We start from the raw sequence: 23212 nt of genomic DNA on the forward strand, positions 1-23212 counted from the left end.
CTCGACCCGCTGGCGTATCAGAAGACACGGTATAAGTCGTGGGCGTGATAACCGGCGCTTTATTTGCCGGTGCCGTCACTTTAACGGTAATTATTCCAGAAGCAGTTGCGCCGTCATCATCAGTTGCCTGCACTTTTAGAGCGAAAGGACTGGTAGATAAAGCCAGATCATTGACATCATTTACAGTCAAAACACCAGTACTGGCATTCAATAAAAATGCAGCTTTGCCGTCGCGATCAAAATCAGTGTTATTCGCAGTGAGTGCATATTTAACTACCTTGCCATCAGCATCACTGATCACCGTATTTAACCGCGCCACTTCTCGACCCGCTGGCGTATCAGAAGACACGGTATAAGTCTTGGGTGTGATAACCGGCGCTTTATTTGCCGGTGCGATGTTAAACACCAGCTTGGCAGCATCATTACCCTCAACATCTTGAATCACATTGCGATCATCGCCGCCCGTTGGATCGATATAAGTGATTGTCACCGCTTGACTGGCTGTCACCGCTGTCGTCAGCGTGAGCGTGACAGTGTGCGCATCAGCATTCACAGCCACCGTTTTAACTGCATTTGCCACGCCGCCAGCCGTCACCTTGAATGCGGTGACTGCTGGTTTATTTATAGCATCGAGCGCGTTGTCATCGGAATAAGTCAGCACCAGCGTTTTAGCGCTGACGGTAGCTGAATCAAATAGTGGCGGCGTGGTGTCCGTTAGCAAAAGCTCTCCACCGGAAATATTCATTTTCACACCGGCAAAATCGAATGCTTCCACGCCAATAATTGAATCCTTGCCCTCATCTTTTTTGCTATCAGAACCGATGTACTCGACCGTCCACTTTCCTTCATCATCCTGATGAACCGTGTAGTTTTCTTGACCCAATTGATAGAAAGCGATGTCATAACCGCCACCACCATCGATATCATCATTACCCTCACCGCCATCAATTTTATCATCACCATCATTCCCGCAAATCGTATCGTTGCCCTCATAACCCTTCAGGGTATTAGCGGCATCGTTACCGGTAATGGCATTCGCAACTGCATTGCCTTTACCATTGATAGCGGCAGTTCCTGTGAGCGTCAGCATCTCCAAATAATTGCCCAACTCATAGGTGACGTTGCTTTCCACCACATCCTGATCGCCATCTTTATCCGTTTCGACGATGATATCATCATTCGTATTGGTCACTTTATACGTATCACTGCCATCACCGCCTGTCAACGTATCCTTACCAGTGCCACCGTCTAACGTATCGTCGGCAGTTCCAGGGCCACCATGCAATTGATCATCACCTGCCTTACCATCCAGATAATTGTTGCCAGCATTACCAATGATAATGTTATTCAGCTCATTACCCGTTCCCGTTAAATCGGTCATTCCCGTTTTCAACAAGGTAAGATTTTCGAGATTCGCACCGAGTGTAAAGCTCACTGCGCTAATCACCGTTTCGACGCCTAACTTGCCCTCAACGATTTTGTCAGCAGCGTTATCCACCCAATATGAATCATCACCATCACCGCCAGTCATCATGTCAGCGCCAGTGCCACCATCCAAACTGTCATTCCCATTGCTACCATCTAAAGTGTCATTTTCAGCACCACCGTTGAGTGAATCATCGCCACTGTCGCCGTTTAGAATATCTGTGCCTTTGTCGCCAATGAGGGTATCGTCATCCACGCCGCCGTTGAGCAAATCATCGCCAAGATTGCCAATGAGCGTGTCGTTACCACTCATTCCAGAAATGGTGTCATCACCACCTAACCCATCAAAATTGTCAGCGCCCGGTGTGCCAATTCTTGGATCCGAGTTTGCGGTAAATGGTTTAGTTGCCATAGTTTGCGTCCTAACGGTTAGTTTTGTTGAGGCGAGCCACTTTGTGGATGGTGTTTGCTTGTTAAAATGCCATGCTTTTTATACATCTTATGTCAAGCAGCGTTAAGTATAGACGATTTTTCTTAAATAGTTAGCCTTCTAAGTGTATGATTTTATTGAAACCTGCCTGTGCTTGCGCCTGATCTTCTGTGCCGACATTGGTATAAATCTGGAAATAATTGCGTTTGGAATTAAATGGCGGGTCGATATAACACAAATCAACGCTGTCTCGTGCAATTTTATTGCGCAATACTTCCAGATTATCGCCATAATAGAGTTCGTTCATTGTGTGCTTCCAGTGTCAATCGCTATTCACAACCACCGCGCCCCAAGTGACGACTTGGGGCGCGACTTTATTTTATAATCGCCACAACTGAAAACCTGCCGCCACAATTGCTGCCGGATCATACGCCGACTTCACATCAATAAAGACGCCACCCGGTTTGAGATGCGCGGTTAATTGCGCCAGCGACATTTCTAAATACTCATGGTGTGATACGGCAGCAACAATTGCCGCTGCGTTATTGGGCAATTGCTCCCATGGCGTCAATTTCAAGCCGTATTCGTGGTCAGCTTCTGCCACTGCTGCCAGCGGATCATGTACCGTCACTGCGCAGCCAAATGATTGTAATTCGGTAATTAAATCGGCGACTTTGGAATTGCGCAAATCAGGGCAATTCTCTTTGAACGTCAAACCCAATACGATCACTTGTGCGCCTTTAATGCGGTCGCCGTGTTGAATCATGCACTTGATCGTTTGCTGGGCAATATAAGCGGCCATGCCATCGTTAATCCGCCGCCCCGCTAAAATCACTTCGGGGTGATAACCGAGCGCAACGGCCTTGTGCGTTAAATAATACGGATCAACGCCAATACAGTGCCCGCCAACTAAACCGGGGCGAAAGGGTAAAAAGTTCCATTTCGTGCCCGCAGCTTGTAAAACTTCTAACGTATCAATTCCAAGCCGATTAAAAATCAGCGCCAGTTCATTCATTAGCGCAATGTTAAGATCGCGCTGGGTATTCTCAATCACCTTCGCCGCTTCTGCGACTTTAATCGAACTTGCGCGATGTACGCCTGCCGTAATCACTGACGCATATAGCGCCGCAACCACTTCGGTTGTCAGCGCAGTATCGCCAGCAACTACTTTAACAATGCGCGTGATGGTGCGTTCTTTATCGCCGGGATTAACGCGCTCTGGCGAATAGCCAACGTGAAAATCCTGCTGCCATTTAAGACCGGAATGCTTTTCTAATAGCGGAATACAAATTTCCTCAGTTGCGCCGGGATACACTGTGGATTCATAAACGACAATCGCGCCGCGTTTCATATATTTGCCGACGGTCGTTGAGGAACTTATCAGCGGCGAAAAATCAGGAATATGCGTTTGATCGACCGGCGTCGGCACCGCAACGATGATGACGTCGGCGCGACGCAAGCTGGTCGGATCGCTACTCACCGTCAGTTGAGTCGCCGCTTGTAAATCGGCAGTGCTGACCTCGCCGGTGGGATCGCAATAATTGCGGTAATGCGCGATTTTCGTTTCCGAAAGATCATAACCAATGGTTTCGTATTGCTTGCCAAATTCAACTGCGAGCGGCAAACCGACATAACCTAAACCGACAACAGCAACGATGGTTTTCATAAGGCTTTTATTCCGATTGAAGTGAAAATAATGGCGGTAAAGTACGACATTTTGCAGCATAAAACTGCAAGCAGATGAACGCAATTTTTATTGCGTGACGCGATAGCTCTGAATACAAATAAACTCCATTATGGCGACTTGATTTTAAGCGCCAGCAGTGATATTTTTTCAGTTAGGTTGCCGGTGTCAACCCAACCTACTATTGCGCTCAATACCAGTCTCAACACGCAATCTAATCGCTGCATCATGCTGGTATATTAACGCGATTCATAATGACGCGATTGGCGCATCATTTGCGCTAAATGAATGCCATCGCGCACAGCATCGCATAGGTCTTGCGCCCGACAGGGTTTGGTGAGATAGCGAAAGACGCCGCCGCGATTGATGGCCGCTGCGGGAATGTTGGCCTCACTCGCCGCTGACAACATGATGCGAGCGACTTCTGGATAGCGTTCGCGGATTTGTTGCAGCAAGGTGACGCCGTCCATGCCCGGCAAGCGATAGTCCGTCACCACTGCCTCGATGTCCTCCGTCGCCAACACTTCCCACACGCTTTCCGCCGTTTCCACCGCAAACACGGCAAATCCGTGACGATGCAATTGCGCCATAAAAAGATGCCGCTGCAACGGGTCGTCCTCAACCAATAACACGCCGTGCGTGATCAAACGAAACAGCACTGCCGGCAATGCGAGTTCTGGCAACATGCTGATTAAATGCGCAAATTCTGTGGCTGGTTGCGGCTTACCGGTGAAATATCCCTGCACCAGATGACAGCCGAGCCGATGCAGCAAGGTCACCTCATCCGCCGTTTCCACCCCTTCGGCGACGGTCTGGATATCCAAACCCCGTGCCATCGCCAGCGTCGCCCGCACGATGGCAAGATTGCCAGTATTTTCAGTGAGATGGCGAATAAAACTGCGATCAATTTTCAAAAAATCGACCGGGAAACGACTGAGATAACTCAAACTCGAATAGCCAGTACCAAAATCATCCAGCGCCACGCTCACTCCCAACGCTCGAATTGCATTCAGTTGACGGCGCGTCTGTTCGGGATCACTCAATAATTGACTTTCGAGCAATTCAATTTGCAATAACGCCGGGGCGACGCCGGTAGCAATTAACGCAGCTGCGATTTCTTCTGGCAAGGTTCCGCGAGCAAATTGCGGTCCGGCGATATTGATACTAATTGGCACCACCGGCACTCCAGCGGCTTCCCATTGTTGCAAATGTTGTAATGCAGCATACAACACCCAACGCCCCACCGAATGCACCAAATCACTTGATTCCACAATAGGAATAAATTCTGCTGGTGAGACCAAACGACCATCATTGCGCCGCCAGCGAATTAACGCCTCACCGCCCACAATTCGCGCCGTTGTCAAATTGATTTTAGGCTGAAAGTGCAATTCAAATTCTTCAAATTGGACGGCTTGCCGCAACTGTTGCAGCAATTGCAAACGATTGGTGGAACAAATTGTCATTTCCGGTTCATAACGCATAATTGAGCCGGGGCCGAGGTCTTTTGCTTTATGCAGCGCCGAACCCGCTTTGCGTAATAATTCATTTGCATCGGTAGCATCATCGGGATAAAACGCAATCCCAATACATTCCGTCATGTATAATTCATGGTCGTTATTTAATAACAGCGGCTTATGCAATCCTTCTTGAATCCGTTTAGCATGTTGGAGCGCCTGTTGTGGATCGCTCACTTCATCTAAAATCACAGTAAATACATCGCCACTGGTACGCGCTACCAAGGTACCAAATGGCGTATGCGTTGCTAATCGCGCTGCTTGGGTTTTTAAGACCTGTTCCCAGATGTCATGTTGATGCGCATCCATCACATGCTTAAATCCATCTAAATCTAAAGTCAGCGCCGCCACTTTGGTTTGACTGAATGCTGCAAATTTAATGGTTTGTGCTAAACGGTCGCGCAACAAATTCGCATTCGGTAAATGCGTGAGTTGATCGTGATAACTGAGATAATCAATCTCATATTGATAACTCAGATCGCGCATGGTACTTAAAAGCGCAGTTTCATCTTCAATGTGAATTCTAGTTAAACTGACTTCAACTTGAAAACATTTTCCATCCCGATGCCGATGCTGCCATTCAAAGCGATGCGTGCCATTTTGCAAGGCCAACATCATCATTTGTTGCGCTTTCAGCGTTGAATCCTGACCATCAGGCTGTAATGGCGGCGACAAACTTGCTGGTTTTAAATCATCATTACCATCAACCTGTTCTAATCCAAACAAACGCCGCGCCGTGAGATTCATTGACGCAAAACGCCCATCTCGAATGATCGCCATGCCCTCGCTGCTGGATTCAAATAAAGCACGATAGCGGGCTTCACTTTCACGCAAAGCGCGTTCGGTATATTTGAAATCTTCAATATCATCAACAATCCAAATCACACCCTTGCTTAAATCAGCCGGAACTTCCTCATCCAAGGCTTTACCAGAGATTAAACAATGAAATGCGGTGCCATCTTTGCGCCTTAACTGATATTCAATATGCGTTTGCGGCTGTTGTTTCAACTGCGCATAAAAGCGTTGTCCAAATTCATTAAAATGCGCATCAGAAATATGAATCGCTTGGACGCTTAAACCGATGAGTTCACTAGGATGTTGATACCCTAAAATATGCGCAAGCCGTTGATTAGCGCGAGTAATCACCCGCGCTTTCGTGAGCAACATAATTCCAACAAACGAATGATCGAAAATCGCTTGAAATTGTAAACTTTGCTCTCGCAATTGATCTTGGATGTTTTTTTCGGTGGTAATATCGCGGTCGGTACCACGAAATCCATGCAAGGTACCGTCTTGATTAAATACTGGAATCCCGCTGGTTAATAAAGTACGTTCGCTGCCATCAGGATGTTGTATCCCATAATGGAAGTCTTTAAATGGCATTTGGCGTGCAACAACATCCTGCCAAATAAGATGCCAACGTTCCGCTTCTGGGATTACCATAAGCTCAAATTTGTTTTTACCCAGTAATTCTTCACTTCGGTAACCAAAAATCTCCTCTACACAGCCCGTGATAACGGTGTAACATCCGTGCAAATCAACTTCCCAATCGACGATGGAGTTGATGATGTCGCTTAAACGATTGTGATTGATCATAGTTGTCATATTGAACCAGAAGAAATGCGCAGTAACACTCTATAAACGAACCGCGATGGAGAAGAGATGATGATTTCCAGTTTTTTGTTGGGGGTTTTAGTGTTTGTCCTGTATCGCGTGTTGCTTAGTGCGTTTTACATTGTAAAACCTGATGAGCGAGCGGTCATCACCACTTTTGGGCGAGCACAGCGCCTCGGTAAATCGATGATAAAAGATTCGGCGCTCAATGATGAAGAATTGTTACGGTATCAGGTGCCACGATTGCGCACCATTCGCCCCGGTGGTCCGTATTTCAAATGGCCTTGGCAAGAAGTACACAAGGTGCGAGTCGCCACAGAAGCAATTGATTTAACGTGGGACCCCACCAAACTGCAACACAGTGTTGAGGCCGTTACTAAAGATAATCTCACCACTGGCGTTGGCGGGCAAATTCGCTTTCGGATTGCGGAAAACAATTTATATTCCTATTGCTTTAATGTCAGCAGTCCTTTAGAGCACGTCATGGGATATTTTATTTCTGTATTGCGTGAACGGATTGCCACCTTTGTTGATCCGCGTGGACAACATTTAGGTACTGGCAATGAACCCAATACCAACACCATTGAACTTTCTGAAGGCGTTTCTATTAACGATTTACGCAAAAATCTACCCCTCCTCAACGCCTATATGGAACAACAATGTCATTGCACCAGCGCCCGCTATGGAATTGAATTAGATGCGGCGTTAATTACACAAATTGATCCACCACCTGAAGTTGATCGGGCGCTGTCGGCAATTAACACAACCCGCAATCAGGTTGCTGCCGATATTAGCACTGCGCGTGCGGATGCCGAGCAGCAAATTACGATGAGTAAACGTGCCGTTGAAATTGCCCACAACACGGCACAGGCTGAAGTTGCGCCATTGCAAGAGTTGGCGCATATTTTATTGCAGATGAAAGCGAGTGGTGGCTCCGCTTCATTACACACTTATCTGCGCAATTTACGCGTGCCCTTGCTTCGGCGAGCAACGCGCATTATTCGTACCCATTAAATAAAAAGACGCGGAGAAATACAATGATGCCGTTTGACAGTGCAACAACACCAGAATTGGTAGTGGCGTTTGTTTTAGGGCTAGTGTATGTGCCGTTATTATTGGCAATAACGCAAGCCTTGGGTTTATATGCAATTATCAAAGAGCAAGAAGCGCAAGTATTCACATTATTTGGCACCGTGCTCGGCACCATTAGTGAACCTGGTTTGCGTTTTCCATTGAGTTATTTTGGTGTGAAAGCACTGTTAGTTCCGTTTTTTGGCAAGCGTTATCGGGTTTCAACGGCGCTGCGGCAGTATTATTTGCGTGATCAAATGGTCAATTCAGAAGAAGGCACGCCAATGGGCGTTGGCATCTGGTATGAAATGCGAGTCACTGATCCCGTTGCTTATTTATTTCGCAATGCCAATCCCGAATCTTCATTGCAAGCCAACGTTGCCAGCGCCACCATTTCCACTTTAAGCAATTTAGAAATGGATAAAATGTTGGAAGATCGACATCAATTGAGTCGGCGGGTTCGCGCAACGGTATCGCCATTATCTGAGCAATGGGGCTATCAATTAGGCTCGGTGTATATTCGCAAAGTTTCATTTACAGATCGGCAAATGGTGAATAACATTACCGACAAGGTTGTCAAACGCTTGGTGCAGGTCACTAGCGCCATGAAACAAGATGGCGATAATCGCGTTGGTTTGATTAAAAGTGAAACTGCATTTAAGGTATCACAACAGATGGCAGAGGCGGCAGCAACACGTCCAGCAGTTGTTGGTGCGGCGCTCAATGCAATTGCCAGCCAAGATCAAGAAGTGTTGAATGCGGTGATGGAAGTGATGGAAACGGAGCAGTTATTACACTCCAATGCAGTGCTTGAATTATTACCAGCGAGTTCTGATATTCTGGTGCAGGTTGCTTAATTAACTGGGAAACCAGCGGAGACTGTGCCGGTTGCGTCTGTTTTACTTTAACTGTTGATGCTGACTTTTATTGATCAGTTGCCTTATTTAATAGCCACTTTTGCGATTATAGCCCATGACTATCAACACTTCTGCGCCCTCTGAGGCGCTATTCAGCGCCACGACCGCAATTCAAACCTTACGCCAACAAGTCGCGCAAACTATTTTGGGGCAACAAACGTTAATTGACCGTTTATTTATGGCACTGTTAGCTGACGGTCATTTATTAGTTGAGGGTGCGCCCGGGCTGGCAAAAACTACGGCGATTAAAACGTTAGCAGCGGGTTTGGAAGGTGATTTTCATCGCGTTCAATTCACGCCTGATTTATTGCCCGCCGATTTAACCGGCACTGAAATCTATCATCCGCAAGATGGGAGTTTTCGCTTTGATCGCGGCCCCATTTTTCACAATTTGTTACTCGCTGATGAAGTGAATCGAGCACCCGCTAAAGTCCAATCTGCATTATTAGAAGCAATGGGTGAACGACAGGTGACGGTGGGGCGTGAAACGTATCCATTGCCGCGTTTATTTTTAGTGATGGCGACGCAAAATCCAATTGAACAAGAAGGCACCTATCCATTGCCAGAAGCGCAATTGGATCGGTTTTTAATGCACGTTCGCGTTGATTATCCTGATTTCGCAACTGAGCGAGAGATACTTGCTTTGAATCGCCGCGCTGCGCATGACAAGCCCGTCAATTCGCCGCCGGTGCTGGTCACGCAAGCAGATATTTTTGCAGCGCGGCAGGCAATTTTGGCGCTGTATATGGCACCAGAAATTGAAACATATTTATTGCATTTGGTGATGGCAACCCGTCGTCCTGTGGACTATGCGTTGGATTTAGATGGCTGGTTGCGTTTTGGTGCCAGCCCTCGCGCTACAATTGCATTTGATCGATGTGCGCGGGCGTTGGCATGGTTGAATGGCCGCGATTATGTGGCTCCAGAAGATGTACAAAGTATTGCGCCAGATATTTTGCGGCATCGCGTATTGCTGTCTTATGAATACGAAGCGGAAGGGCGCAATGCTGATGATTTTATTGCGGCATTATTGCGGCGCGTGCCAGCACCGTAATTCATTATAAAAATGACGCGATTAATTGCCAATTTAGACAATTTAATGCGCGTCATTGTGTAGTTTAATTAGCTGATCACTAACAGTGTATAAGGTGTTATCGCCCCCGAATCAACGTTCCCACGCCGGTATCGGTGAATAAATCTAACATCACTGCATGTTCCACTCGCCCATCAATGATGTGCGCGGATTTCACTCCAGATTGAATCGCATCAATTGCACATTGAATTTTAGGCAACATTCCGCCATGAATGACGCCAGTTGCGATTAACTGATTGACGCGCCCAATATCCAATTGTTGAATTAACGCACCATCTGCATCCAACAAACCGGCGATATTCGTCAGCAATAAGAGCTTTTCAGCTTTTAAGACTGCTGCAATTTTACCCGCCACTAAATCAGCATTGATGTTATACGAGCGCCCATCTGCACCGACGCCAATCGGGGCAATCACGGGAATAAAATCACCGTTTACCAGCATATTAACGACGCTCGGATCAATGCTTTCGACCTCGCCGACATGCCCAATATCAATGATTTCTGGCTCATTCAATTCGGGCGCATCGCGGCGCAGTAATAATTGACGGGCGCGAATTAAATCGCCATCTTTGCCCGTTAAACCCACTGCCGAACCGCCATGCCGGTTAATGAAATTAACGATCTCTTTATTCACTAACCCGCCGAGCACCATTTCCACCACGTCCATTGTCTCATCATCGGTCACGCGCATTCCTTGCACGAATTCGCTGGCTTTACCAAGGCGCTTTAATAACGAGCCAATTTGCGGGCCGCCGCCGTGGACAATCACGGGATTGATGCCGACTAATTTCATTAACACGACATCGCGGGCGAAACCTTCTTTTAAGGTCGCATCCACCATGGCATTGCCGCCGTATTTAATCACCACCGTTTTACCGCGAAAGCGCCGAATATACGGCAGCGCTTCAATTAAAACGTGGGCAATGGTTTGAGCATGAGCGTGAGGAAAAGTCATGGCGGGTTATTTCGGTGCAGATTGACCAGAAGGTTGCCGAAAAAAGCGAAAAAAGTCGGAATCAGGTTGTAATATCATCACATCGCCACCGGCTTTGCCAAAGGTGGTGCGATACGCATGAAGACTGCGATAAAACGCATAAAAACTCGGGTCTTGATTAAAAGCAGTCGCATAAATCGCAGTCGCTTTTGCATCGCCTTCACCGCGAATTTCTTCTGATTCTTTATAGGCTTCCGCAATTGTTACCGTCCGCTGCCGATCTGCATCCGCACGAATACGTTCGGCGGCTTCCGATCCTTTCGCGCGTAAATCCCGCGCTACTCGCTCGCGTTCAGCACGCATCCGCTGATACACCGATTCGCTCACTTCTGGCGGCAAATCAATTTTTTTGACCCGAATATCAATCACTTTAACGCCCAGATCGGCGGCGTTGGCATTGACATCATTGGTTAAAATTTCCATCAGCGCCAGCCGATCATCCGACACCACTTCTTGAATGGTGCGTTTGCCAAACTCATCGCGCAGACTGGTATTGATTCGCTCCGATAATAAGCGACTGGTGCGGGCGCTATTGCCGCCGGTGGAGCGGAAAAACTGCGCGGCATCTGCGATCCGCCATTTCGCATAGGAATCAACAATCACGTCCTTTTTTTCAATTGTTAAAAACCGCTCCGGCTGGGCGTCGAGCGTTTGAATACGGCGATCAAAGGTTTTTATTTGATGGATCAAGGGGATTTTGAAATGCAGACCGGGCGCAAAATCAGTCGCCACAATTTCACCCAAGCGCAATTTAATTGCCGCTTCATATTCCTGCACCATAAAGGTGGCGCTATAGAAAAATAATCCCAGTACCACCAGTCCCGCTGGCAATAGCGTTTTGATTGAATTTGTTTGGCTCATTGTTTATTTCGCAAGATTCCCCCGTCTGAATGAGACGGGGCAGCAGTACGCCGGGTGAGGCACAAGGCGACTGCTCAATCCCGCACTCTCCTTTGGTATCCGGTTGAATGAATCGCCATCAGCGCATCACGCAGCATGAGCACTGACGCAGGTAAGAACACAACACCTCACGGCGGAGTCGTTGACCAGCGAGCGCGGCGATCTCGATCCACCATCCGCGCTGGCGGTTCGCTGTGATCGGGTAGCGCCATTGGTGCGGGCAGCGGCGCAGTTTCCGTGCGCGTCAGTTCTGGCGGCAGCTGGCGCGGCGGAGCAAGTTGATCCAGCGGCAGATACAGCAGTGGATTGGCACCTTTTTCCACATCTAACAACACCTTGCGATTGTTGCTAAACACCTGCTCCAGCGTTTCCAAATACAGACGCTGGCGCGTCACTTCTGGAGCTTTGGCGTACTGCGCCAGCACTGCCGTAAACCGTGACGCCTCACCTTCCGACTCAGCAATCACCTGATCCCGATACGCTTTGGCATCCGCCAAAATCCGCGCCGCGCCACCGCGTGACTGCGGGAGCACCTCGTTAGAATAGGCTTCGGCTTGATTTTCCAAGCGTTCCTTATCCTCACGCGCCTTGATCGCGTCATCAAACGCAGCTTTCACCTGTTCTGGCGGTTTTGCTGGCTGCATGTTGACCGACGTGACTACCAGCCCGGTTTTGTATTGATCCATCAACGCCTGAATCCGCTCTTTGATCGTGACCGCAACCGCGCCGCGTCCTTCCGTCATCACATAATCGAGCTTGCTCTGACCGATGGTCACGCGCACCACCGTCACCGTTGCATCATTCAACGTGCGCTCAGGTGCTTGATCTTGAAACAAATAATCCGCCGCGTCTTGAATCCGCGACTGCACCGTCAGCTCGACTTCCACGATATTTTCATCTTGCGTCAACATCGCAGCGCGGTGGCTGAACGTGGACACCTCATCCACATTGACCTTGAGCACCGACTCAATCGGCAGCGGGATATGCCAATGCGGGCCGGGGTTCGTCGTATCGACATACGCCCCAAAACGCAGCACCACGCCGCGCTCGGCGGGTTCAACGATATAGATGCCGCTTGCCAACCACGCCAGCGCGATCACGCTGATAATTAAACCGATGATGCGCCGACTAAAACCGTTGGGCGCATCATCACCGGCACGACGCGGCGGCGGTGGCTCACCGCCACCAAATAAGCCACCAATCCGTTCTTGGAGCTTGCGCACGATTTCCTCAAGATCAGGTGGACCTTGATCGCCGCCACCATTCTTGCCGCTCCAGGGGTCTTGTTGACCGCCACCTGGCTCATTCCAAGCCATAGCCGCTCCATTTATCTATTGGTTTGAGGGAAATAATTCAGGAGATTTGATTGTATGGGACTGACCAGATCACGGCAAACCAGCACCTGCCAAGCGTTGTCGCAGCACCGGATCATTCGCCAAGCGCCGTTCTAATTGCGTTGCTGCGATGTTGAATTCAACCTCCCAACCGCCGCTGTCCGCTGCGTGATCGTGCAAAATCTGCGCGTGGGCATACAACCAAGCGCGAAGTTGCCCATCCGTCACCGCCAATTCCAGCCGATGATGCACCTGCATTCCGCCGGTCACTTCACCCAGCGCGATCAGCAACGCATCCATGCCCGCGCCCGTCTGCGCAGATAACCACACCCGCGTCGGACGTCCGCTCGCATCGCGTTCTAAACGCGGCAGCGGCGTATCCGCCACCAGATCGAGCTTGTTAAACACTTCTAAACGCGGCACCTCGGCACTGCCGATTTCTGCCAACACCCGCTCCACATCATCCATCTGGCGCTCGCGCTGCGGTGCGGCCGCATCAACGACGTGCAGCAACAAGCTGGCGCTGCGCGTTTCCTCCAGTGTGGCGCGAAACGCCGCCACCAATTCGTGCGGTAGGCGACTGACAAAACCAACGGTATCAGCGATTAACACCAATCCCCCGCTCGGCAGCGTCAGCCGCCGCACCGTTGGATCCAAGGTGGCAAATAATTGATCAGCTTGCAACACGCCGGCGGCAGTCAACTGATTGAATAATGTTGATTTTCCAGCGTTGGTGTAGCCCACCAGCGCCAGCACCGGCACCTCCGCTTTGGCACGCGCGCGGCGTCCCTGAGCGCGTTGACTTTCGATCCGCAGCAGGCGCTGTTCGAGCGTGTCCACCCGTTTAGCGAGCAAGCGCCGATCCGTTTCCAACTGCGTTTCGCCGGGACCACGCAGCCCGATGCCGCCTTTTTGTCGCTCCAAATGCGTCCAGCCGCGCACCAAGCGCGTGGACAGATGTTTGAGCTGGGCGAGTTCGACCTGCAATTTGCCTTCAAAAGAACGGGCGCGTTGGGCGAAGATGTCGAGAATGAGACCGGCACGATCCAGCACACGGCACTGCAACAGGCGTTCTAAATTGCGCTCCTGCCCGGGCAACAGCGCATGATTAAACAGCACTAAATCGGCTTCAGTGGCGGCAACCAGCGCCTGTAATTCTGCGGCTTTACCGCTGCCGATGAACAGGCGCGAATCAGGCGCGGGGCGCGTTCCACCCAATCTGCCGACGATTTCCGCGCCAGCGGCGGTCGCCAACAGCGCGAATTCCTCGCGCTCGTCCGCAGTCATGGCAGAACCGATGTCGAACTGCGCCAACACCGCCCGCTCGCCCTGCTGCGGGCGCTCGGTGACAAGCGTGGTGGCGTTCAATGGTTACCCGGCGCAAATGGATCGGGCAGCGCCAGCGGCTCGTCGTCATCCAACGGCGCGAGTTTGACGTTGCGAGCGGGCACAACGGTAGAAATGGCGTGTTTATAAATCATCTGGCTGACGTTGTTTTTCAGCAGGACGACGAATTGATCGAACGATTCAATTTGTCCCTGCAATTTGATGCCGTTGACCAGAAAAATCGACACGGGAACCCGCTCTTTACGCAAAGCGTTGAGAAAAGGGTCTTGCAAGTTTTGCCCCTTAGACATGGGAAATATCTCCTTGTTGTTGTGTTTTAGAGTGCACCGCCGGTGCTGCTATACAGCTCGCCAGCGGCTAAAACTGCTTGCTGCGTTGCAACTGGCAGTCTTGGCAGGCAGTGTAAATTTTTGCGTGGCGTCACGCGAACCAAACCAGATCAGTTAAAAGTGCTGTGCTTAAAAATGCAAGCTGTTGATTTTTTAGAAAGTTAGCAGATGGCCAGTGGGCAATCGTCAAATGAGTTTAATAATATCAAATGGTTAAAGATTTAACGACGCACGAGCGGGCTGGTGCGCCAGCAGATCGCGCCGGGGAAACGCCAGCAGAATTGCTCCAGCTTGCCGATCAATGCGTCAAATGCGGGCTGTGTCTCGCTGTTTGCCCCACTTATGCGCAGACGCAACATGAAGCCGACTCCCCCCGCGGACGGATCGCGCTCATCCAAGGTTGGCTGCATGGCGAGCTGGCGCTGACAGATCGGCTTGCCGCGCATCTCGATGGTTGTTTGCAGTGCCGGGCGTGTGAAATGGCGTGTCCATCGCTGGTTGCTTACGGGCGTTTGAGTACCGCTGCCAAAGCGCATCGCGTCGCTGCACTGCCAGCATGGCGGCGCTATTTCCGGCGTCTGTTACTGCAAAGTCTGTCAGATGCGCGTCTGACGCGCTGGCTGGGAACCATCGCTCGCATTGTTGTGAATAGCGGCTTGGCGTGGGTGCTGACGTTAGCAAATAACGCGCCACTGCGCTCGTGGCGACGGTTAGCAGTGGTGATTGCCACGACGGCGCGGCGCATCAAACCGCGCTCAGTGCCGGAGACGCCGTTTGATTTATTCGTCGGCTGCGTGGGCGAAAGCACGCAAGGAACGGCGTTGGCGGCAACGCTACAGGTCTGTGATTGGCTTGGGGTGGCGGTCAAGGTGACGACGCAACCGGAGTGCTGCGGCGCGTTATTGCGTCATAACGGCGAAATCGCCGCTGCCGCTACCCTGCGCCAGCGCTGCGTTGACCAATACGCGGGGCGGCAACTGATCGGCTTGGCAAGTGCGTGTGTGGCGGAATTACGGACGGAACCGGCGCTGCAAAACACGCAAGAATTGTGTGCGTGGCTGCTGCAACTGCCGTGGCCAGATGCTGTGTCGTTGCGTCCGCTGCCAGCGCGGGTGCTGGTGCATGAGCCTTGTTCACATCGCAATCTGCTCGGCGGCACGGCGGCGGTCTATCAACTGCTGGCGCGGATTCCGGCGCTTGAGATCATTCCGTTGCCCGGCAATGACCAGTGTTGCGGCGCGGCGGGCACATATTTATTGCAACATCCGCAGATGGCTGATCGATTGTTGGCGGCGAAAATAACTGCCAGCGCAGCATTGGCACCGGAGTTTATTGTGACCACTAATCCGGGCTGTGCGCTGCATTTAGCCGCCGGGCTGCGAGAGGCGGGTTTGGCAATTTCGGTGTGTCATCCGGTGGAATTACTCGTGCGTCAATTGCCAACGAAGGCGTCATTGTAAAAAACACCAGATTGAAACCCTCACCGCCGCGCAATCAAATGAAACTGCGCATCATCGTTATTGATGATTTCTAAATTTGGATCAAAGCGAAATTCCGGCTCCCACGTCGTCATCTCCAGCGTCGGCGGCTTGAGCACCGGCTCCCGGCGCAGACGCACTTCTGCCGCATTCGCCGTCGCAACACTGGGTTTTATATCCAGCCAGCGCGTTTGCAGCGCCGCCATGATTTGCCGCTCCAGCGCCGCCACTGGCGTCAACTCCCGCTCCTCAAAACACAGCAACGGCAACCGCGCCGCCGTGCAAATCTGTTGCAAACGGCGATTGGCACGGCGCTCCCGCCAGCGTCCCGGCGCTGGCGTCACATTGACCGCACCCGCCAGCGCGGTGGTTTCCAAGCTGCAAATCAGGCAATCAAACACCAGCCCGTCCAGCCGCGCCTGCGCCCGCTGCCGTTCCAGCCGCGTCAAATGCCCCTGCACCTGAATCACCTCGGCGGCGCGGACACGCCCATAAATCCGATAATCCCGCCCAAGCGTTTGTTCTAGCGCGTTTTTCAACGCCCGCTGCGGTGGATTTAACAGCGTCTCCGCCGCCAGATACGGAAACCGAATCCGCCGCGACAACAGCCGCTGAATTTGCAGCGCCAGCACCACCAGCATCAGCGCCGTTAGCCCCAGCAAAAAATACAGATGCGCCATCAGTTAGTGCGCCGGTGCTGCCAGCGGCACCTTGTGCTGGTGATACCACGCCCGATCCAGTGACCAAATCACCGAATCGACATCTGGCTCTGCCAGCAGCAGCGCAATCGCTCGCTGCTCATGCTCCACAAACCGCGCTCGCGCCGCAGCCAACGCCGGATCAGTCGCCGGCTTGTCGCGCAAATTCGGATCAAGCGTCTGTAAAAATGGCTCCAATGGCACCTCATCCGCGTGCGGACTGGTGAGCGTCACGATGCCGGTGACAAAGAGCACGGCGCGAAATTCATACGGATAACTCGCCAACACCGGGTCTTCTTGCAACTGTGCGTTGAATTGCCAAATGCGCGGCGTCCAGCCAAAACTGCTCCACGTCAGCGACAGCACGAGCAGCGCCAGCAGAAACACGGAAATGATGATTGCAGTGCGGGTAATCCGATCCATAAAAATAAGCCACCGAGGGAATTGTGCAGAGCGCGGATGATGCGGAGACTGCGCGGCGTGGCGCAAGTCGCAGCGGCAGCGATTCGTCAGTCACTGGTCAAGCGCATACAATCTGCATCTGGTTGAAAAAGTTGTCAGTGGAGACCCATCGCTGTCACCGCACTGACAACCGACAATTGACAACTGCACACTAAACAACGCAATCAACAACTGCATCATTCCTCCTTAATAAACCACTATTTTAACGATGATCTCGGACAATCCCTGTGCTGCGTAGAGACTCTTGGTTGAACCTGCCTCGCCTGCAATTTCTGCGCTTGCGCCCCTACGGTCAAGCACTCGCCACTCCCGCCGTGCGCGTGTGGCTGGGATTTGCGTGGGTCGTCATCCTGCTCATGGCCAGCATCGAAGGCATCGTGTGGGGCTTAATCAGCGCCTCCATCGTTCCTGAAGAGCTCACCTGGCTGCGCCCCATCGCTGGCATCTTCATGTTTATCCTGATGTTTTCGATCATCTGGATTGTCGATGCTTCGCTCGTGATGTCCGAGCGCCCCGTGCTCCGCGCCCGGCGCTGGAATCAAACCGCCAATCAAGGCGTGACCGCGCTGCTGCGCTGGCTGGTGGGCATCGCGCTGCGCGTGGTGATCGTCGCCGTTTCGCTGTACGTCACCGCGCCATTTCTCGGCAAGCTGATTCGCTCCGACGACATCGCCACTTATCACCAGCAGCAAGTTGAACAGTATTTCGCCCAGCGCGACGCCGCATTGCAAACCCGCATCCGCGCCCACGCCGACGCCCTCGCTGCGACTTATCAGGAACAGGTCGCGCCGTTGGAAGCCGACATCGCCCGCATCACGCAGGTGCTGGCGCAGGAAACGGCGCGACGGGCGCAGATGGAGGCCGAATTTGCTCCCGAAATCGCGTTGTTGCGGCAGGATTTGGTGGCAGTGCGCGAGCGGGTTGGCAATGAAGTGATGGGGCGCAACGGTCGCCCCGAAGGTCGCGGCCCGGAAGCGCGGAAATGGGAAGCCAACGCCAAACAGATCGCCAGCGTATTGGCGGATAAACAGGCGGAAGTGGATCTGCGCCTCGCGGGTGTAATCACTCAAATCAAGCAGTTAGAAACCCAATTGCGCGAGCGTACCGCCCAACTCACGCAGTTGCGGCAAGAGCAGCACGCTCGTCTGGAAGAAGCCGCCGCCAATTTGACTGCGCAGCAACCACCAACCAATCCGCCGCGCTTGAGTTTTGCGGCGCGTTCCAAAATTCTTAACGCGCTGCGCCACAGCCCCGATGAATCCGGGGTGCCGCATTTTGAAACGGTGGAAGGTTTTTCGCAGGCCGCGCTCGGCGTGTTGTTTTTCTCGCTGCTGGCGCTGAAATTATTTGAGCCAGCTTCCGTCAGCGCCTATTTCAGCGAAACGCTGCAATTGCAATATCGCAAATATCTGGTCGGCGGCTTGGTGGAAATTCCCGGCTTTGAGCGGTGGGATGATCCCGATCATCGCCTCAATCCAATTGAATTCGTGCGGCTGTGGCTGCTGTATGAAAAAGACCCGGCGGCGTTTTATGCGGCGCGGCAAGCCTTGCTGGAGGTGCGCGAGCCGCTGTTGAAATATCAAGCTGAACAAGCACTTGAACAGCAATTGCTCACGCTGCGCCAAGACAATCTGAGCCAAGAACAGGAATCGAGCGCCCGCCGCCGTGATCTCGAATTGGCGGCGTATGACGAGGAATTGAGCTTGCGCACCGCCCAGCTCAAGGCGCAGCTCGATCACGACACGCAGGCGCAACTGGAGCATCGGCGGGCGGAGTTGGCGACTGAATTGCACCGGGCGCGGTCGGATTGGGCGCGGCAGCGGGCGCTGGAGGAGGAGCACTTGGGCCAGCAGCGGGAGGCATTTGAACAAACGCAGTTGGCGGCGCAGACCGAGTTGCAGGCGCGGTTGTGTGATCTTGATCGCCTGCGGGAGCAAAGTTTGCACGATGCCCATCAGCGCGATGTGGAGCGGCAGCGGGCGCATGTGCAGGAATTGGTGGAATTGGCGGCGCAACGGCGGCGCGAGGCGTTTCAACAGCGGTTGACGGCGCTGCGGGTGGAGCTGACGCGCTTGCGGGGCACGGAAACCAAGCAGCGCGTTGATGGCGAGCAGTTGCGTCTCAACGGGCAAAAGCTCGCTGAACAGTTGGCGGCGCTGCGGGAGCAGGTCGCCACGCTGGACACGACTGCCGCGACGCAACAGGCGGAGCTGGCGCAGGTGCGGCAGCAGCTCGCGGCTGCCAATCGCACCGCGCATCCTCAAGTTGCCGGTTTTTGGCGTTGGTTTGGGCTGCGGGTGACGACGGGGGCGACGGTGGTGCAGTTGGAGCGGGAACTGAAAAAGTTGGAACGTACCGCGCAGGTGACGGTGAAACGGCTGGCAAAACAGCGAGAGCTGTTGCGCCGTTTAGAAGTGCGCAAGCTGGCGCAGGATGGCAATGAAGTGGAGGTGCTGGCGCGGCAAGCGGCAACGCAGGCGCGAATCACTTTTTATGAAGATAGTCTTGGTAATTTATTGCAATCACAGTTGGATACAACTACTAATCTCGCCGCACCACCAGAGTTAAGTGCAGAAACCAATCCTGCTGCGCCTGCGAGTTAAAAAAGTTATTGGTTGTCGGTTGTCAGTAAAAAATAGCAGTTTCGCTGAAAACTGATAACTAAAACGGTTAATGGATCGTTTATCAATTCGGCGCGGACGTAAAACTTGTTATCGGCAACTGCGTTTTAATAATCGCTGGCGGTCTGAAAAATGGTTACCACCTTCAGTACAAAGTCGGGTTGATAACGTCAAACAATGGTTAAATAAGTTGCAACGTTTCGCACCGCCGACCACAATTGCTATTGACACCAGTTATTGTCTGCACACACACTAACCGCACTAGAACTTTACGGGCGGATACCCGCTCCCGTCAGAATCAGCGGTTTTTTATATCTACACTTCAGATACCGGTTTCTTGTGGCACCGGGATGAGAGGCGTAATACAACACCGCGTTAGCGGGAATATGCCCGGAGCAACTCGTAAGGCTCTAGTTGAGTCCCGTCTGCTGCATTAGTGCAGACAATAACTGCAACTTACGAGGTTACAGATGGAAACATCCATTCTTTCGTTTTCGTTCGATCAATCCATTTCCATTCGCACCGTCATCATCGACCACGAGCCTTGGTTTGTCGGTAAAGATGTTGCTGCTGCGCTTGGTTATGTTGATACCAAGCAAGCCATCCGCGACAACTGCAAACGCGCTAAGTCTTTGAAAGAGCTAGGGGCGTCTACTAGACACCCCTATCAGAATCAACAACTTACACTTGACCCACAGACAAAGCTGATTCCTGAGCCGGATGTGTACCGTCTCATTTCACGCAGCCAGCTTCCCAGCGCAGAACGTTTCGAGACGTGGGTATTTGAAGAGGTGCTGCCATCGATTCGGAAGACTGGCGGTTATCAAGCTCCCGCACCCGCACCGACATTTGAGCACATTAACAGCGCGGATATTGCGGCGCTTGAAGCGATTGTGCATCGCATTAAATACAACTTTCATTATCAAGACATGGCAGCACACGCGATTTACAGTGGCATTCGGCGCATATATGGCTTGAAACATTCAGTGAATAATTTGCCAACGTGTTATTTTCACGACGTGTTGAATTTACTGGCGGAAGTGGAGCGCGTATCGCGGTTGTTTCAAGGCATGGCGCTCGAGTCAGAAAAACGGTTTTTTCATCGCGTATTGCGTCCGATGCTGCCTTTTAATGAACAAGAATGGCAGCGTCATTTAGATAACGAATTTTCGCAGATTGAAGCCCACCATGAACGCACATTAAGCCTGATTGCGCGTTACCAACCGATCAATTAGTGCCCCGCATTTGCTTTATATTTCCGCTTGGCGTTTATTCTGACAACTGAAAATGTTTTCAGTTGTCAGTAAAAACAGCGTTCTCAATAAAAACTAGGAGTTACGCAGTTGAAAGTTAAGTTGTTGATTTTTATGGAAGTGCTATTGTGCAGCGCACAAACTTACTTCAATAAAATCAAACATTTAGAAATCCAACTGCGTAACTCCTAACAACAAGGATTGAAACTCGGACAGCAATAGGAAGTTTAGTGGGCGCCAGCACAGTTGCAACGCTAAATCCATTACAACAAGGATTGAAACCGTGTGGGCTGGTATCCTCGGCGGCGTGGGCTGGGTGCTGCGCAAGTGGCGACAGCGCCCACCCGATAATCAAATTGCTCAATAAAAAACAATAACTTGTGATTGAACAGGAACGGAACAGTAATGAGTGTGAGCACGACAACCAGCGAGTGCGGCCAGAATTCTTCGGGACAGCGCACGGTTTACAGTCTGTGCGGCATGTGCGCCGTGCGTTGCCCCCTCGCCGTCACGGTGAAAGATGGCGCAGTTGCTTGGATTCAAGGCAATCCCAACGATCCCGCGCTCGGTGCCAGCTTGTGCGCCAAAGGCGGCGCGGGGCAGTCCTTCCAACTGGATGACGAGCGCCCGCACTCGCCGCTGATTCGCACCGGCGCTCGTGGCGAGGGGCAATGGCGACGGGCATCTTGGGATGAGGCGCTCACCTACATCGCCGACAAGGTGCAGGAGACCATCGCCGAATTCGGCACTCGTGGCATCGCGCTGTCTGATCGCGGCGGCCCGTTCACCGATTTAACCCGCACCTTCACGCAGGCGCTAGGCTCGCCCAATTACGTCAATCACGACGCCTCCTGCGCCAGCAATGTTTACAACGCCGCCCGCTCGCTGTTTGGCTTTCCGCATTCACGGCTGGTGCTTGATCTCAAACGCGCCAAACATTTGGTGCTGTACGGGCGCAACATCGCTGAATCGCTGATGGTCAAAGAAGCCAAAAGTTTTATGGCCGCCGTCGCCAACGGTTTGCAAGTGACCTACATCGACCCTCGCGCCACCATCACCGCCAGCAAAGCCAGCCGTTATTGGCAAATCCGCCCCAACAGCGACTACGCCCTGAATTTGGCGTTAATTCACGAAATTTTGCGCCTTGAGCTGTACGACAAGGAATTCGTCGCTCGTCATGTGACGGGATTGGAAGAATTACGCGCCGCCGTCGCCACCACCACCCCCGACTGGCAAGTCGAACACACCGGCATCTCCGCCGCCGCCGTGCGCGAGTTGGTGCAGGACATCGCTGCCGCTGCGCCGCAGGTGATTTTTCATCCCGGCTGGATGACCGCTCGCCATAAACAATCGTTTTACGTCAGCCGCAGTGCGCTGATTCTCAACGTGTTAATGGGCAATCTGGAAGTGCCGGGCGGTTTGCTGCTCGCCAAAACGCCCGAACAGTGCGGACGCGCCAGCCTCAAACGTCTGCAAGATCGCTGCGAAAAAGTGAGCACCCCACGCGCCGATGGCGCAGGTGACGTGCATCCGAGTTGGGACCCGGCGATTGGTGTGCTGCATCAGCTTTATGCGGCGATGGAGACCGCCCAGCCCTACGGCATCGGCGCGTATTTCATTTATCGCCACGATCCGCTCACCGCCATGCCTGATGCGGAAGCGATCAAACGGGCGTTTGACCACCTCAAGCTGATCGTCGCCATTGATGTCCGCTATTCCGAAACGGCGTGGTATGCCGACGTGATTCTGCCGGAATCCACCTTTTTGGAACGCGCCAACATCTTGGGACAAGTGCAGGGCGCAGTGCCCAGCCTGATCATGCGCGATCAAGCGATCACACCGCGTTTTGACAGTCGTCCGGCGTGGTGGATTTTCCGCGAGATATTGCGGCGGCTCGGGCGCGGCGCGGCGCTGGATTTCGAGGGCATTGAAGATATTTGGGAGTATCAGCTCGAAGGCGTGGGCGTCACGGTCGCGGAAATGCGCTCACAAGGTGTCGTCACCTTGGCGGAAATCCCCCCAACCGCCCGATCTCAAATCCCCCCAAC

Annotated in this window: 19 protein-coding genes and 1 pseudogene; 8 read left to right on the top strand and 12 right to left on the bottom strand. The window is 52.2% G+C overall.

The window, feature by feature from the left end:
* The 5 genes and pseudogenes from CKO12_RS10035 to CKO12_RS10050 all read right to left on the bottom strand — a co-directional run.
* The coding region (locus tag CKO12_RS10035; RefSeq protein WP_274599916.1) for a SwmB domain-containing protein at nucleotides 1-1534 on the bottom strand (1534 nt) is incomplete at its 3' end.
* An 18-nt stretch (nucleotides 1535-1552) separates the two neighbouring features.
* Nucleotides 1553-1837, bottom strand: a pseudogene (locus CKO12_RS15390) (calcium-binding protein); the annotation flags it as partial.
* A 130-nt stretch (nucleotides 1838-1967) separates the two neighbouring features.
* On the bottom strand, nucleotides 1968-2162 hold the full coding sequence (locus tag CKO12_RS10040; protein WP_200154608.1) for a hypothetical protein: 195 nt from the start codon (nucleotides 2160-2162) through the stop codon (nucleotides 1968-1970).
* Between the two features lie 72 nt (nucleotides 2163-2234).
* Nucleotides 2235-3521 (bottom strand): nucleotide sugar dehydrogenase, encoded by a 1287-nt coding sequence (locus tag CKO12_RS10045; protein ID WP_200154609.1) that lies wholly within the window; start codon nucleotides 3519-3521, stop codon nucleotides 2235-2237.
* A gap of 257 nt (nucleotides 3522-3778) precedes the next feature.
* Nucleotides 3779-6658, bottom strand: coding sequence for an EAL domain-containing protein (locus tag CKO12_RS10050; protein ID WP_200154610.1), 2880 nt, complete (start codon nucleotides 6656-6658; stop codon nucleotides 3779-3781).
* A gap of 57 nt (nucleotides 6659-6715) precedes the next feature.
* Here CKO12_RS10050 and CKO12_RS10055 point away from each other — a divergent pair, with 57 nt between their 5' ends.
* The 3 genes from CKO12_RS10055 to CKO12_RS10065 all read left to right on the top strand — a co-directional run bounded on the left by CKO12_RS10055 (nucleotide 6716) and on the right by CKO12_RS10065 (nucleotide 9709).
* On the top strand, nucleotides 6716-7681 hold the full coding sequence (locus CKO12_RS10055) for an SPFH domain-containing protein (protein WP_200154611.1): 966 nt from the start codon (nucleotides 6716-6718) through the stop codon (nucleotides 7679-7681).
* Between the two features lie 26 nt (nucleotides 7682-7707).
* Nucleotides 7708-8595, top strand: coding sequence for an SPFH domain-containing protein (locus CKO12_RS10060; protein WP_200154612.1), 888 nt, complete (start codon nucleotides 7708-7710; stop codon nucleotides 8593-8595).
* A 115-nt stretch (nucleotides 8596-8710) separates the two neighbouring features.
* The gene (locus CKO12_RS10065) at nucleotides 8711-9709 is read left to right on the top strand and encodes an AAA family ATPase (RefSeq protein WP_200154613.1); all 999 of its coding nucleotides are present in this window, start codon (nucleotides 8711-8713) and stop codon (nucleotides 9707-9709) included.
* 97 nt (nucleotides 9710-9806) lie between these two features.
* On the opposite strand, the gene argB is transcribed toward CKO12_RS10065, so the two are convergent.
* From argB to hfq, 5 genes are all read right to left on the bottom strand, one after another.
* Nucleotides 9807-10703 carry an acetylglutamate kinase gene (gene argB, locus CKO12_RS10070; RefSeq protein ID WP_200154614.1) on the bottom strand — a complete coding sequence of 299 codons (897 nt, stop codon included), beginning with the start codon at nucleotides 10701-10703 and terminating at the stop codon, nucleotides 9807-9809.
* Between the two features lie 6 nt (nucleotides 10704-10709).
* A complete protein-coding gene (gene hflC, locus CKO12_RS10075) occupies nucleotides 10710-11603 on the bottom strand; it encodes a protease modulator HflC (RefSeq protein WP_200154615.1) in 894 nt (297 codons plus the stop codon).
* Nucleotides 11604-11770: 167 nt separating this feature from the next.
* On the bottom strand, nucleotides 11771-12958 hold the full coding sequence (hflK, locus tag CKO12_RS10080; protein ID WP_200154616.1) for an FtsH protease activity modulator HflK: 1188 nt from the start codon (nucleotides 12956-12958) through the stop codon (nucleotides 11771-11773).
* 69 nt (nucleotides 12959-13027) lie between these two features.
* Complete coding sequence (hflX, locus tag CKO12_RS10085; protein ID WP_200154617.1) at nucleotides 13028-14344, bottom strand: ribosome rescue GTPase HflX; 1317 nt, start codon at nucleotides 14342-14344, stop codon at nucleotides 13028-13030.
* Nucleotides 14341-14613, bottom strand: a complete 273-nt coding sequence (gene hfq, locus CKO12_RS10090; RefSeq protein ID WP_200154618.1) for an RNA chaperone Hfq — start codon at nucleotides 14611-14613, stop codon at nucleotides 14341-14343. Before hfq ends, hflX begins: the two co-directional genes overlap by 4 nt.
* Before the next feature lie 248 nt (nucleotides 14614-14861).
* Here hfq and CKO12_RS10095 point away from each other — a divergent pair, with 248 nt between their 5' ends.
* The gene (locus CKO12_RS10095) at nucleotides 14862-16112 is read left to right on the top strand and encodes a (Fe-S)-binding protein (RefSeq protein ID WP_200154619.1); all 1251 of its coding nucleotides are present in this window, start codon (nucleotides 14862-14864) and stop codon (nucleotides 16110-16112) included.
* 20 nt (nucleotides 16113-16132) lie between these two features.
* On the opposite strand, the gene CKO12_RS10100 is transcribed toward CKO12_RS10095, so the two are convergent.
* Nucleotides 16133-16810, bottom strand: coding sequence for a DUF2726 domain-containing protein (locus tag CKO12_RS10100; RefSeq protein WP_200154620.1), 678 nt, complete (start codon nucleotides 16808-16810; stop codon nucleotides 16133-16135).
* Nucleotides 16811-16813: 3 nt separating this feature from the next.
* Nucleotides 16814-17251, bottom strand: coding sequence for a hypothetical protein (locus CKO12_RS10105; RefSeq protein ID WP_200154621.1), 438 nt, complete (start codon nucleotides 17249-17251; stop codon nucleotides 16814-16816).
* A 287-nt stretch (nucleotides 17252-17538) separates the two neighbouring features.
* On the opposite strand from CKO12_RS10105, the gene CKO12_RS10110 reads away from it, so the two are divergent.
* From CKO12_RS10110 to CKO12_RS10125, 4 genes are all read left to right on the top strand, one after another.
* Entirely contained in the window at nucleotides 17539-19893 is a 2355-nt protein-coding gene (locus CKO12_RS10110) for a hypothetical protein (RefSeq protein ID WP_200154622.1), read from the top strand.
* Between the two features lie 70 nt (nucleotides 19894-19963).
* Nucleotides 19964-20167 (top strand): RRXRR domain-containing protein, encoded by a 204-nt coding sequence (locus CKO12_RS10115; RefSeq protein ID WP_200154623.1) that lies wholly within the window; start codon nucleotides 19964-19966, stop codon nucleotides 20165-20167.
* 214 nt (nucleotides 20168-20381) lie between these two features.
* On the top strand, nucleotides 20382-21146 hold the full coding sequence (locus CKO12_RS10120) for a BRO-N domain-containing protein (RefSeq protein ID WP_200154624.1): 765 nt from the start codon (nucleotides 20382-20384) through the stop codon (nucleotides 21144-21146).
* Nucleotides 21147-21569: 423 nt separating this feature from the next.
* Nucleotides 21570-23212: molybdopterin-dependent oxidoreductase (locus CKO12_RS10125; RefSeq protein ID WP_207146332.1), on the top strand; the 1643-nt coding region annotated here is incomplete at its 3' end.

Origin of the sequence: Chromatium okenii (assembly GCF_016583745.1) — a bacterium.
In the GTDB taxonomy this organism is placed as follows: domain Bacteria; phylum Pseudomonadota; class Gammaproteobacteria; order Chromatiales; family Chromatiaceae; genus Chromatium; species Chromatium okenii.

Coding starts and splice junctions, on each gene's coding strand:
- CKO12_RS10095 (WP_200154619.1), top strand. CDS start 14,862: ATGGTTAAAGATTTAACGACGCACGAGCGGGCTGGTGCGCCAGCAGAT.
- CKO12_RS10115 (WP_200154623.1), top strand. CDS start 19,964: ATGGATCGTTTATCAATTCGGCGCGGACGTAAAACTTGTTATCGGCAA.
- CKO12_RS10055 (WP_200154611.1), top strand. CDS start 6,716: ATGATGATTTCCAGTTTTTTGTTGGGGGTTTTAGTGTTTGTCCTGTAT.
- CKO12_RS10120 (WP_200154624.1), top strand. CDS start 20,382: ATGGAAACATCCATTCTTTCGTTTTCGTTCGATCAATCCATTTCCATT.
- hflK (WP_200154616.1), bottom strand. CDS start 12,958: ATGGCTTGGAATGAGCCAGGTGGCGGTCAACAAGACCCCTGGAGCGGC.
- CKO12_RS10060 (WP_200154612.1), top strand. CDS start 7,708: ATGCCGTTTGACAGTGCAACAACACCAGAATTGGTAGTGGCGTTTGTT.
- argB (WP_200154614.1), bottom strand. CDS start 10,703: ATGACTTTTCCTCACGCTCATGCTCAAACCATTGCCCACGTTTTAATT.
- hflC (WP_200154615.1), bottom strand. CDS start 11,603: ATGAGCCAAACAAATTCAATCAAAACGCTATTGCCAGCGGGACTGGTG.
- CKO12_RS10040 (WP_200154608.1), bottom strand. CDS start 2,162: ATGAACGAACTCTATTATGGCGATAATCTGGAAGTATTGCGCAATAAA.
- CKO12_RS10045 (WP_200154609.1), bottom strand. CDS start 3,521: ATGAAAACCATCGTTGCTGTTGTCGGTTTAGGTTATGTCGGTTTGCCG.
- CKO12_RS10105 (WP_200154621.1), bottom strand. CDS start 17,251: ATGGATCGGATTACCCGCACTGCAATCATCATTTCCGTGTTTCTGCTG.
- CKO12_RS10100 (WP_200154620.1), bottom strand. CDS start 16,810: ATGGCGCATCTGTATTTTTTGCTGGGGCTAACGGCGCTGATGCTGGTG.
- CKO12_RS10050 (WP_200154610.1), bottom strand. CDS start 6,658: ATGACAACTATGATCAATCACAATCGTTTAAGCGACATCATCAACTCC.
- CKO12_RS10065 (WP_200154613.1), top strand. CDS start 8,711: ATGACTATCAACACTTCTGCGCCCTCTGAGGCGCTATTCAGCGCCACG.
- hfq (WP_200154618.1), bottom strand. CDS start 14,613: ATGTCTAAGGGGCAAAACTTGCAAGACCCTTTTCTCAACGCTTTGCGT.